Source organism: Streptomyces sp. NPDC056948 (assembly GCF_042674225.1).
GTDB classification, from domain to species: Bacteria; Actinomycetota; Actinomycetes; order Streptomycetales; family Streptomycetaceae; genus Streptomyces; species Streptomyces purpurascens.
Genome location: NZ_JBHUQX010000030.1, coordinates 25,382 through 36,712, shown reverse-complemented (window position 1 = coordinate 36,712; position 11,331 = coordinate 25,382). Strand labels below are relative to the sequence as shown.

The 11,331-nt window shown below is 73.6% G+C and carries 11 protein-coding genes; 7 read left to right on the top strand and 4 right to left on the bottom strand.

Annotated features, from left to right (window positions below):
• From ACFTZL_RS06305 to ACFTZL_RS06290, 4 genes are all read right to left on the bottom strand, one after another.
• Positions 1-1,432, bottom strand: a 1,432-nt coding sequence (locus ACFTZL_RS06305) for an NDP-hexose 2,3-dehydratase family protein (protein ID WP_382578941.1), incomplete at its 3' end; no start/stop codon positions are given.
• Positions 1,429-2,391 (bottom strand): NAD-dependent epimerase/dehydratase family protein, encoded by a 963-nt coding sequence (locus ACFTZL_RS06300; protein ID WP_382578939.1) that lies wholly within the window; start codon positions 2,389-2,391, stop codon positions 1,429-1,431. The genes ACFTZL_RS06300 and ACFTZL_RS06305, both read right to left, overlap by 4 nt.
• Positions 2,392-2,399: 8 nt before the next feature.
• Positions 2,400-3,026: a dTDP-4-dehydrorhamnose 3,5-epimerase family protein gene (locus ACFTZL_RS06295; protein ID WP_382578936.1), complete on the bottom strand. Its 627-nt coding sequence runs from the start codon at positions 3,024-3,026 to the stop codon at positions 2,400-2,402.
• Between the two features lie 77 nt (positions 3,027-3,103).
• Positions 3,104-4,396: an activator-dependent family glycosyltransferase gene (locus tag ACFTZL_RS06290; protein ID WP_382578934.1), complete on the bottom strand. Its 1,293-nt coding sequence runs from the start codon at positions 4,394-4,396 to the stop codon at positions 3,104-3,106.
• A gap of 244 nt (positions 4,397-4,640) precedes the next feature.
• On the opposite strand from ACFTZL_RS06290, the gene ACFTZL_RS06285 reads away from it, so the two are divergent.
• The 7 genes from ACFTZL_RS06285 to ACFTZL_RS06255 all read left to right on the top strand — a co-directional run bounded on the left by ACFTZL_RS06285 (position 4,641) and on the right by ACFTZL_RS06255 (position 11,292).
• Positions 4,641-5,204 carry a PadR family transcriptional regulator gene (locus ACFTZL_RS06285; RefSeq protein ID WP_382578932.1) on the top strand — a complete coding sequence of 188 codons (564 nt, stop codon included), beginning with the start codon at positions 4,641-4,643 and terminating at the stop codon, positions 5,202-5,204.
• Between the two features lie 115 nt (positions 5,205-5,319).
• Entirely contained in the window at positions 5,320-6,330 is a 1,011-nt protein-coding gene (locus tag ACFTZL_RS06280; protein WP_382578930.1) for a hypothetical protein, read from the top strand.
• A 115-nt stretch (positions 6,331-6,445) separates the two neighbouring features.
• Entirely contained in the window at positions 6,446-6,781 is a 336-nt protein-coding gene (locus tag ACFTZL_RS06275) for an antibiotic biosynthesis monooxygenase family protein (protein ID WP_382490958.1), read from the top strand.
• Positions 6,778-8,046 (top strand): beta-ketoacyl-[acyl-carrier-protein] synthase family protein, encoded by a 1,269-nt coding sequence (locus ACFTZL_RS06270; protein WP_382578927.1) that lies wholly within the window; start codon positions 6,778-6,780, stop codon positions 8,044-8,046. Before ACFTZL_RS06275 ends, ACFTZL_RS06270 begins: the two co-directional genes overlap by 4 nt.
• Positions 8,043-9,284 (top strand): ketosynthase chain-length factor, encoded by a 1,242-nt coding sequence (locus tag ACFTZL_RS06265; RefSeq protein ID WP_382578925.1) that lies wholly within the window; start codon positions 8,043-8,045, stop codon positions 9,282-9,284. The genes ACFTZL_RS06270 and ACFTZL_RS06265 overlap by 4 nt, the downstream gene beginning before the upstream one ends.
• Complete coding sequence (locus tag ACFTZL_RS06260) at positions 9,281-10,315, top strand: ketoacyl-ACP synthase III family protein (protein ID WP_382578923.1); 1,035 nt, start codon at positions 9,281-9,283, stop codon at positions 10,313-10,315. Before ACFTZL_RS06265 ends, ACFTZL_RS06260 begins: the two co-directional genes overlap by 4 nt.
• Positions 10,312-11,292, top strand: a complete 981-nt coding sequence (locus tag ACFTZL_RS06255) for an acyltransferase domain-containing protein (RefSeq protein WP_382578920.1) — start codon at positions 10,312-10,314, stop codon at positions 11,290-11,292. The genes ACFTZL_RS06260 and ACFTZL_RS06255 overlap by 4 nt, the downstream gene beginning before the upstream one ends.
• The last annotated feature ends 39 nt before the right edge of the window (positions 11,293-11,331 follow it).

The following is an 11,331-nucleotide window of genomic DNA, read 5'->3' as shown; positions in this document are numbered from 1 at the left end:
GGTACAGGCTGTGCAGGCAGGCGATCAGGCTGCGGGCCTGGACGTTGACGTAGTGGCTGTGCCGCAGCAGGTCCGAAAGCTGGTGCAGCGTCATCCAGCGGTGGTCGGGGTGGTCGCGGGGCACGTCCTGGTCGGTCTCCACGATCAGGTAGCGATTCAGCGCGTGGAAGAAGCGGCCGCCCTCCTCGGAGAGCACCGTGTCGAACCGGACGCGCTCCTCGGGAGCCCCCAGCACCTCGTCGAGGAACGGCGGCGCGGCCTGGCCGGGAAGCTGAGCGTGGCTCTCCGCGACGCACTGCACGGTGGGGCCCAGCTCCACCACGTCCGCGAAGCCCGGCTCCACGCGCGCGTGCACGAGGACGTGCAGCACCCCCTCGAAACGCCGGACGAGGAAGGCGATGACGCCCTGCCCCACCGGTTCGATCATCGGCTGGCTCCACCGGTGGACCTCACGGCCGCCGGCGTCGACCTGTACCCCGATGACGTCGAAGAAGGCGCCCGCGTCGTGGCGGATGCGGTCGTCGGTGCGGCTCCAGTCGCGCAGCTCGCCGAGCGCGACCCGGCGGACCGCGATGTCGCTGCTGGTGCGCCGGTCGGTGATCCAGCCGAGGATCTCCGCCGCGCTGTGCACACCGACCGCCCCGGGGTCGCCCGAGCGACGCAGCGCCGACCGGAAGTCGTCCCCGTCGGGCTTCTCGACGTCCGGACCGGTGAACGGCAGGCACGACAGCACGGTCCGGGCGTCCATGTTGACCGTGTCCCGGCGCCCCAGCAGCTCATGGATCTGGCCGAGCGTCATCCAGCGGTACCCGTCGAGGGCCTCCACCGGCTCGGGGAGCTCGACGACCACGTTGCGGTTGCGCTTGCGGTAGAACCACGACCCCTGCTCGGACTGCCGTACGTCGGCGAGCACTCCGGGACGGCTGTGGATGTCCATGAAGTGCTCGAGATACGGCACCGCGCGCCCCTGGTGGACCCGGGTGTAGTTGCTGCGGGTCGCCTGGACGGTCGGGGAGAGCTGGAGCCCCTCGGCGTTGCCGGGCTCGACCTTCGCCTGCATCAGGCAGTGCAGCACCCCGTCGATCGGGGCGGTGAGGATGCCGAGGATGCCGATCTCCGGCTGGTTGATGATCGGCTGGGTCCACCGCGCCACCGGCGCGCCCGGGTTGCTGACCTCCAGCCCGTGCACGGTGAAGAACCGGCCCGTGTGATGGCGCAGATCGCCGGTGCCGGGGTCGGTCTCCCAGCCCTCCAGGGCGTGCAGGGGGACCTTGTCGACATGGGTGTAGGCCCGCCGGCCGTAGTCGGCGAACCAGTCCGTGAAGCCGGAGAGGTCGCCGAGGGGGCCGGTCCGCAGCCGGGCCGAATCGTCGATCCGCCGCTCGGCGGGATCTCGCGTCGCGGCGGAAGAGGGGGCAGGGGTGTCGCTCATGAGACCTCCAGGGAGGTGGTGTCCGCTGCCGCTTCCCACATCGCCCGGACGGACTCGCCGAGCGGGATCGTGGGCCGCCAGCCGAGCACCTGGGCGGCGAACCGGATGTCCGCGCAGGTCCAGCCGCCGCCCTTGCTGGCGACCTCGGCGGAGTTGAGCTTCACCGACGTGGCGTCCACGCCGGCCGCGTCGAAGAGGGCGTCGACCAGGTCGCGCATCGGCACCGCCTCGCCGCGCCCGATGTTCACGACCAGGCCGGTGACGGGCGCGTGCACCGCGGCGACGGCCGCCCGGGCCAGGTCCCGTACGTCGACGAAGTCCCGCCGGGCGTCGGCGACGTCGAGGCCGAGCACCTCGCCGGGACCGAGGGCGCGCAGCCGGGCCACGACGGCACCGAGGAAGCTGGCCGTCGGGGTGTGCGGTCCGCAGACGTTGACCGCGCGCAGCACGACCCCGTCCACCCGGCCCGCCCGGGTCTGGGCGAGCAGGTGCTCGGAGCCGGTGCGCTTGGTCAGCCCGTACGGGGTCAGCGGACCGGGTTCGCGCTGTTCGTCGATGCGGACTCCGTCGGGCACGGGCCCGTACTCGTGGATCGACCCCATCTGGACGATCCGCAGCCGCCGGGAGGTCGCGGCGCACCCGTCGACCAGGCGCTCCACGAGGTCGATGTGGGCACTGCGCATCTCCTCGACGGTGGTGCCCCAGCCGCCGGTGGCGTTGATGACGGTGCCGACGCCGTGCCGGTCGAGGAGCGCCGCGAGTTCCTGAGGCGCGGCGGCGGCGACATCGAGGGGGACGAAGGCGTCCGCACGGGTGTGCGGGGCCGGGTGCCGGGCCACCGCGAGCACCTGGTGCCCGGTCCGCAGCAGTTCGTCGCAGAGGCTGCGGCCGACGCATCCGGTGGAACCCAGCACGGCCACGGTCCCGGCGGCCGGCCCGCCCTGTGTGGTGGTGGACATCGCCGGGCTCAGCGCGTGGCGCCGATGCCGGAGGGCTGCCACAGGGCCTCCTCGACCGCCAGGGACTCGGCGTAGTCGGGCAGCAGACCCTGGGCCCGCGCCGAGGCGAAGGACAGCGCGGCGGCGTCCCGGTCCGACTGCACCGTGTCCGGGCCGGACGGGAGCCGCAGGCCCAGGTCCGGGTCGAAGACGTCGACGGCGAGCTCGTTCTCGGCCACGTACGGGCCCGTGAGCAGGTACGACATGACGGTGTCGTCCTCGAGCGCGACGAAGGCGTGGCCGACGCCGACCGGGAAGTACGAGGCGCGGAAGTGGACCTGGTCCATCTCGACCGCGTCCCACTGCCGGAAGGTGGGCGAGCCGACCCGCAGGTCGACCACGATGTCGAGGGCCCGGCCGCGCGCGCAGTACACGTACTTCGCGGTGCCCGGCGGCGTGACGGTGAAGTGGATGCCGCGGATCGTGCCGCTCCGGGAGAGGCTGTGGTTGGTCTGCGCCACCGGGAAGTGCGGCCGCCCCAGGGCCTGCTGGAACGCGTCGAGCTGGAAGGGCGAGACGAACAGCCCGCGGTGGTCGCGGAACTGACGGGGGGTGAACTCGTACGCCCCCTCGACCTTGAGCTTACGGATCTGCATCGCTTGGTTCACCGTCCGGGAGGTAGTCGGGTACGGCAGGGCCGGCGGCCCGGGCGTGTGCGGGTGCGGCGCGCCGGTCATCGGCGGCGGTGCTCGACGGCCAGGCGCTCCAGCGTGGGGACGACCTGCGCGGGGGCGGGTGCGGCGAGCGCCTCACGCCGCAGGGCCTCGGCGTTGCGCTTGAAGGCCGGTTCCTCGAGCAGGCGGACGAGCAGCTCGCGCAGTCCCTTCGCGCTGAGCTTGCCCGGTACGTAGAGCCCGGCCTGGCGCTCTTCCAGGTAGCGGGACTTGTTGATGGTGTCCCAGACGCCGTCGACGACGATGAGCTGGGGCACGGCGTGGATCATCGCCGTGCCGAAGCTGCCGGACCCGCCGTGGTGGATCACCGCGTCGCAGGTCGGCAGCAGCGCGTCGAGCGGGACGAAGTCCACGGCCCGCACGTTGTCCGGCAGGGTGTCGAAGTCCGTGAGCTGCTTCTCGTTGAGCGTGGCGACGACCTCGACGTCCTCGAGCCCCGCGACGGCCTCCAGCAGGTCCCCGATGGAGGCCCGGTCGGCGCCGAGCACCTCGCGGTGCGCCACACCGAGGGTGATGCACACCCGGCGGCCCTTGCGCGGCCGCTCCTGGAGCCACTGCGGCACCGTGGACTGCCCGTTGTACGGCACGTACCGCATCGGCACGTAGTGCAGGTCCACCGGGAGCCGCATGGACGCCGGCAGCGGGCAGACGGTGAAGTCGCCCGTCACCGCGGCCTCCTCGAAGGAGGCGCCGTGCCGCTCCAGGCTCCAGGTGAGCCACTCGCGCAGCGGGTCGTCCCGCAGCTCCGGCGGGCGCGCGGCAAGCTGCCCGAGGAAGGTCTCGCGCATCAGGCCCGCCAGGTCCAGCCCGAACAGCAGCCGGCCATGTGCCGTCCCGGTGGCCATGGCGGCGATCGCGCCGGCGAAGGTCATGGTGTCCCACAGGACCAGGTCCGGCTTCCAGGAGCGGCAGTGCTCCACCAGCTCGTCGACCATCTGGTCCGAGCAGCAGTTCTGGAAGACGACCGAGGTCATGGCCGTGAACACACCGAGTGTGTAGTCCGGGGTGAGCCGCTCCGGCCGGGTCTCGCTCATGTCGAGACCGACCTGCGCCTGGCTCTCGAGCTGGTCGACGTCCTGGCCGATGTTCTCCTGGGTCTCCTGCATCTGCTCGTCGAGATGCAGTTCCTCCCCGACCCCGACGGCGGTCAGCCCCGTCTTGGTGATCTCGTCGGCGAGATCGGGATGACTGGCGATCCTGACGTCGTGGCCCGCTGCCTTCAGGGCCCAGGCGAGTGTCACCTGGGCATGCATGTGCGACTTGGCGGCGAAGGTGGTGAAGAGTACCCGCATCCCAACCCCTGTTCCGGCGAACGACCCTTTGCGATGGGCCTCCACCCTCGGGCCGTGACCTCGAACGGGAGTCGAGAGTCGTTGCAGCGGCACTCGATCCGGGGCGTATCGCGCGGTCCGTCCCTCCCGCGCTCGCGGAGAACAGCAGGTCATGTACTACCGTGGGATCAGCCGGCGGGGCCCGGCCCATGGGCGGAGCACCGGTTGCCGGTCCGTGCCGTGAGGGAGATTCAGCAGGGAGACGATGTCTGCCACGAGATTGCTCGTCCTGGGGGTCGTGCGCATGCACGGCCGGGCGCACGGCTATCTGGTCCGTTCCGAACTGCTGTCCTGGGGTGCCGACGAATGGGCACACATCAAGTTCGGCTCGATCTACCACGCGCTCCGGCAGCTTGCCAAGGACGGCCTGCTGAAGTCGACCGACATCCCGGACTGGCCGGGCCGGGTCGACTACGAGATCGCGCCGCCGGGCGACGAGGAGTTCTTCCGGCTGCTGCGTGACGCGCTGCGCCAGGGGAACAATCGGGCGGACATGCTGGGGGCGGCGCTCGTCCTGCTGCCCGCGCTCAGCCGCAAGGAGGCGATCGGTCTGCTGCGCGAGCGCATCGCGTCGCTCTCGGCCGAACAGTCGGAGCTGATCGCCAAGGTCGACGAGACGGCCGGCGAGCGGCCGCAGCGGGCCCACATCCGTGAGCTCCTCGGCCTCTGGGAGCACGGCGCCGCCAGTCAGGCCGCCTGGACCGAGGCGCTGATCGAGCGCCTGGAGGCGGGCGCCTACGTCATGGCGGGGGAGGAGAAGGGCGCCTGACGGGGAGCCCTTCCGGCCGTTGATCGGGATCGGGTGGAGGACGGCACGCGTCCCGTGATACTCAAGTTTGCATACCCAAGATGCCGGTCCCGAGAGGACGATCGCTGTGCCGATCATGCTGACCTCGGAAGACGTGGACGACGCCTTCGACGACGAGGCCTTCATGGAGGAGCGGTTCACCGACGTCCAGCGACTGCTCCTCGGCCACGGCCCGGCGCCCGGCCCCGAGACCCTGGTCCTGCTCCCCGCCACGCGCTGCCGGCTGACCGTCGGACCGCACGCTTCCGGCCCTTTCGGCCGCTGCTTCGCCGTCCGGCTCGGGCCCCGCACGGACCTGTCCGCCGCGTGCGTGGAGCTGCTGCTCGCCGATGACGGGTCCCTCCTCGGCCTCGTGGACGCCGGCGCCCTCGACGGCTGGCGCGGCGCCATCCCCGCGGGACTCGCCGCGCGGTACCTCGCCCCGCCGGCCCCTTCCACGCTCGGCCTCTTCGGCACCGGGGAGGCGGCGTGGTCCTGCCTCCTCGTCCTGCACCACGCCCTGCCCTCCCTCTCCGAGGTGCACGTCGTAGGACGGGAGCTCGACCGGGCCCAGGACTTCGCCACCGCCGCCGCCCTGCGCACCGGCCTGCGGGTGCGCGTCTCCGAGGACGCCCGCACCACCGCGGCGGGCGCCGACGTCGTCGCCACCACCGGAGGCCACCCGCCCGTCCGGGCCGGCTGGCTCGCGGCCGGAGCGCTCCTGATCGACCAGACCGCCACGGCCGCGACGGCCGCGCCGGGTGACCCCCGCGATCCGGTGATCGGCGTTCGCTCCTTCGGCGGCGACGCGGGCCTGACCGCCCGGCCGCCCCGGGCCGCGGCCGCGCCGGCCGCCTCGGCCCCCGCCGTCCGGCACGTCGGCATCGCTCCCCCCGGCGGCCGCTCCGCCGGCACCCCGCAGGAGCCGCTCCCGCTCGCCGAGATCGTCGCGGGCCGGGCCCTGCCCCGCCGCAGCGGCTCCGACATCGTCCACTACCAGGGCGGTGAGCTGGCCGGCTGGAGTGTCATCGCCGCCGTCGCCGGACTCGGCCACGCCTGGCAGCGGGACGTCGGCATCCCCGTGCGGCTGGGGCGCGGGGGCCCCTGACCGGGGGCGGGATCCAGCCGTCTTCTAGGCCGCCGCGAGGCACGCGCCGGAGGGTTTCAGTCTGACCTCGGCGTACGCGTCGCCGGACGCCCGGACGATGAGGAGCACCGATCCCATGTCAGCCGATCAGCCCGGCCCCGCCTCCGGCGGCCCGGCCACCTTCGTGAACAGCTTCACGCTTCGCACCTCCCCGGAGGAGTTCGAGGACGTCTTCGCCCGCACGGCACGCTTCATGGAGCGCCAGCCCGGATTCCTCGGCTACACCCTCGTACGCCACCTGGAGAAGCCGCACAGCTACGTCAACATCGCCCGCTGGTCCGACGTCTCCGCCTTCCGTGCCGCCGTCGGCCAGGCCGACTTCCGACCGCACGCCGAGGCGCTGCGGGCGATCAGCACCAGCAGCTCCAACCTCTACCTGGAGCGGCACAGCGCGACCGGGGAGGCACGATGACCCGGCGGGTCGCGATCACCGGCATCGGCGTGGTGGCCCCCGGCGGCATCGGCACCAAGCAGTTCTGGCAGACCATCACCGGCGGCCGCACCGCCACCCGGACCATCAGCCTCTTCGACCCCGCCCCCTTCCGCTCCCGGATCGCCGCCGAGTGCGACTTCGACGCCGCGGAGCAGGGGCTGAGCGCCGAGGACGCCGAACGGCTCGACAGGGCGGCGCAGTTCGCCCTGGTCGCGCTGCGCGAGGCCGTCACCGACAGCGGCCTGGAGACCGACCCGGAGACCGCCCACCGCACCGGCGTCAGCCTCGGCAGCGCGGTCGGCTGCACCCAGAAACTCGAACAGGAGTACCTGGCCCTGAGCGGTGGCGGACAGGAGTGGCTGGTCGACCACACCGCCGCGAGCGCCCAGCTCTACGACCACTTCGTGCCGAGCTCCATGGCCGCCGAGCTCGCCTGGGAGGCCGGCGCCGAAGGCCCCTGCACCGTCGTCTCGGCCGGCTGCACCTCCGGCCTCGACTCGGTCGGGCACGCCGTGGCCCTCATCCGCGAGGGCCTGGCCGACGTGATGATCGCCGGGGCCACCGACGCCCCCATCTCCCCGATCACCGTGGCCTGCTTCGACGCCATCCGGGCCACCTCGCCCCGCAACGACGACCCGGCGACCGCGCTGCGCCCCTTCGACCGCACCCGCAACGGCTTCGTCCTCGGCGAGGGCGCCGCCGTCCTGGTCCTCGAGGAACTCACCGCGGCCCGGGCCCGGGGCGCCCATGTGTACGCCGAGATCGCCGGCTACGCCTCCCGCGGCAACGCGTACCACATGACCGGACTGCGCACCGACGGACGCGAACTGGCAGCCGCCGTCGACGCCGCCCTCGACGAGGCCCGCCTCGGCCCCGACGCGCTCGGCTACGTCAACGCCCACGGCACCGCCACCAAGCAGAACGACGTGCACGAGACCGCCGCCCTCAAGCGCAGCCTCGGGGCCGCGGCCCACCGGGTCCCGGTCAGCTCCATCAAGTCGATGATCGGGCACTCGCTGGGCGCCATCGGCTCCATCGAGGTCGCCGCCACCGCGCTGGCCCTCGAACACGGCGTCATCCCGCCCACCGCGAACCTGACCGACCCGGACCCCGAACTCGACCTGGACTACGTCCCCCTGCACGCCAGGGAGCGCGACATGTCGGCCGCGCTCACCGTGGGCAGCGGCTTCGGCGGCTTTCAGAGCGCCATGGTGCTGCGCCGGCCCGAGGGGCGGGCCGCATGACCCCCGTCGTGGTCACGGGCATCGGGGTCGTCGCCCCCACCGGCATCGGACTCGACGCCTACTGGGCGGCGACGCTGCGCGGCGAGGACGGCATCCGACGCGTCCAGGCGTTCGACCCCGCCCGCTATCCCACGCGGCACGCGGGCGAGGTGACCGGGTTCGAGGCGCGCGACCACCTGCCCAGCCGGCTGATCCCGCAGACCGACCGCATGACCCAGTTCGCCCTGGCCGCGGCCGACTGGGCCGTCGCCGACGCCGGCATCGACCTCGACTCCGTGCCGTCGCTGGCACGCGGCGTCGTCACGGCCGGCGCCTCGGGCGGCTTCGGCTTCGGCCAGCGCGAACTGCAGCACCTGTGGGGCGAGTCCCCCAAGAAGGTCAGCGCCTACATGTCCTTCGCGTGGTTCTACGCCGTCAACACCGGCCAGATCTCCATCCGGCACGGCATGAACGGGCCGACCGGCGTCTTCGTCGGCGAGCAGGCCGGGGGCCTGGACGCCCTCGCCCACGCCGGACGCCAGATCCGCTCCGGTGCGCAGCTGATGATCTCCGGCGGCATGGACTGCTCCTTGTGCCCGTACGGCATGGCCGCCCAACTGGCCGGCGGACGGCTCACCGCCGACAGGTACCTGCCCTTCGACGACCGGGCCTCCGGTCATCTGCCCGGCGAGGGCGGCGCGCTGCTCACCCTGGAGAGCGCCGAAGGGGCCCGTGCCCGGGGGCGCCGCCCCTACGGCGAGATCGCCGGATTCGGCGCCACCTTCGACCCGCGCCCCGGGTCGGGGCGGCCCCCGACCCTGCGGCGGGCCGTCGAGCAGGCGCTCGCCGACGCCGGAGCCGACCCGGAGGAGATCGCCGTCGTCCTCGCCGACGGCGCGGGCGTGCCCGAACTCGACGCGGCCGAGGCCGAGGCGCTGACCGCGGTCTTCGGCGCGGGCGGAGTCCCGGTCACCGTGCCCAAGACGGCCACCGGCCGGCTCTACTCAGGCGCCGGTCCGCTCGACGTGGTGACCGCCCTGCTGACCCTGCGCGACGGGCTCGCCCCGCCCACGGTCAACGTCACCCGGGTTCCCGACGCCTACGGCCTCGACCTCGTCGTCGGCCGGCCCCGGCCGGTCACCGGCACCGCGGCACTGGTCCTGGCCCGCGGCCATCACGGCTTCAACAGCGCCATGGTCGTACGGGCCCCCGCGCCCGCCGCCGCGCTCGCGGGGTCCGGGCGGAAGGTGGCGGCGTGAACGGCGGCGAGCTGTACATCCGGGCGACCGGGACCTGGCTGCCCCCCGTCGAACGGGTCGCGGACGCGGTCGCGGACGGGCGCTGCGACGCCGCCGTCGCCCGCTCCACCCGGATGGAGTCGGTGACGGTCTCCGCGGAGGAGCCCGCTCCCGAGATGGCGGCCCGGGCCGCCCGGACCGCACTGGAGCGGGCCGCCGCCGAACCGGGCGACATCGACCTGGTGCTGCACGCCAGCTTCTACTACCAGGGCTTCGACCTGTGGGCCCCCGCCTCCTACGTCCAGCGGACCGCCGTCGGCAACCAGTGCCCCGCGCTGGAGGTCCGGCAGGTCTCCAACGGCGGCATGGCGGCACTCGACCTGGCCTGGGCCTACCTGGCCGCCGACCCGGCCCGGATCGCGGCCCTGGTGACCACCGGCGACCGGTTCTGCCCGCCGGGCTTCGACCGGTGGCGCAGCGACCCCGGAACCGTCTACGGCGACGGCGGCACCGCCCTCGTTCTCTCGCGGCACTCCGGATTCGCCCGGGTCCGCAGCGTCGCGACCGTCTCCGCACCCGACCTGGAGGGCATGCACCGCGGCGACGACCCGTTCGGCCCCGCCCCGTTCAGCCACCGCGAGGTCGTCGATCTGGAGGCCCACAAGCGGGACTTCCTGGCCCGCCACGGCGTCGCCCCGACCGTCGCCCGGGTCGCCGCCGCGCAAGAGTCCGTCGTCAAGCAGGCGCTCGCCGACGCCGGGCTCGGCCTCGCGGACATCGACCGGTTCGTGCTGCCGCACCTCGGCCACCGCAGGCTCCATGTCGCCTACTTCGCCAAGTTCGGCATCGACCCCGCGCACACCACCTGGTCCTGGAGCCGGACGATCGGGCACCTGGGCGCCGGAGACCCCTTCGCCGGACTCGACCACCTGGTCACCGCCGGGGAGCTCGGGCCCGGTGACACGTGCCTGCTCTTCGGCGTCGGCGCCGGCTTCAGCTGGTCCTGCGCCGTGGTCGAGATCCTGAACACGCCTTCCTGGAGGGACCGATGAACGGCACCGCTCGCCCGGTCGCCCTGCTGCTGCCCGGCCAGGGCTCGCAACACCTGCGCATGGCCGCGGGACTCCTGGACGCCGAGCCCGTCTTCGCCGAGGCGATGGACGAGGCCCTGACCGCGCTGACGGACCTCGACGGCCACAGCGCCGGTCTGCGCGAGGACTGGCTGGGGACGGCCGACACCGCGGTGATGGACCACGTCACACGCTCCCAGCCGCTGCTGTTCGCGGTCGACTACGCCCTCGGGCGGCTCGTCCTCGACTGGGGCGTACGGCCCGTCGCCCTGCTCGGGCACAGCATCGGCGAGGTGGCGGCCGCGGTCCTCTCCGGCGTCTTCACGCTGCGGGACGCCGCCGCCCTGGTGCACGACCGCGTCGGGCGGCTGGCACAGGCGCCGCCCGGCGGGATGGTCGCCGTCGCCGCCACCCAGGACGAGGTGGCGCCCTTCCTCACCGACGGTGTGGTCGTCGGCGCCGTCAACGCCCTGCGCCAGACGGTCCTGGCCGGCCTCGACGACCCGCTGCGCGGCGTCACGGCGGCACTCGCCGACGCCGGGTTCGTGCTCCAGCGCGTGCCGGCCTCCACGGCGTTCCACAGCCCGTCCCTGGCCCCGGCCATGCGCGGAGCCGGCGAGCGGATCGCCGCGCTCCCCGTCGGCGAGCCCCGCATCCCGGTCATGTCCGGGTACACGGCCCGCTTCCTGACACCCGCGGAGACGAAGGACCCGGCCTTCTGGTCCCGTCACCCGGTCGCGCCGGTGCTCTTCTGGCCCGCCCTCGACGCGCTCCTCGCGGAAGGGGACCTGGTGCTCGTCGAGGCCGGTCCGGGCCAGGGACTGTCCCAGCTCGCCCGCCGCCACCCGGCCGTGCGGTCCGGCCGCTCCACCGTCGTCCCTCTGCTGCCGGCCCGGCCCGGCACGGCCGAGCAGGACTCGGCCGCCGTACGCGCCGCCGCCGGGGCCCTGGGCGTGTAGCGCGTGTAGTGCGTGTCGAGTGCCTTTGTAGGCACGCGG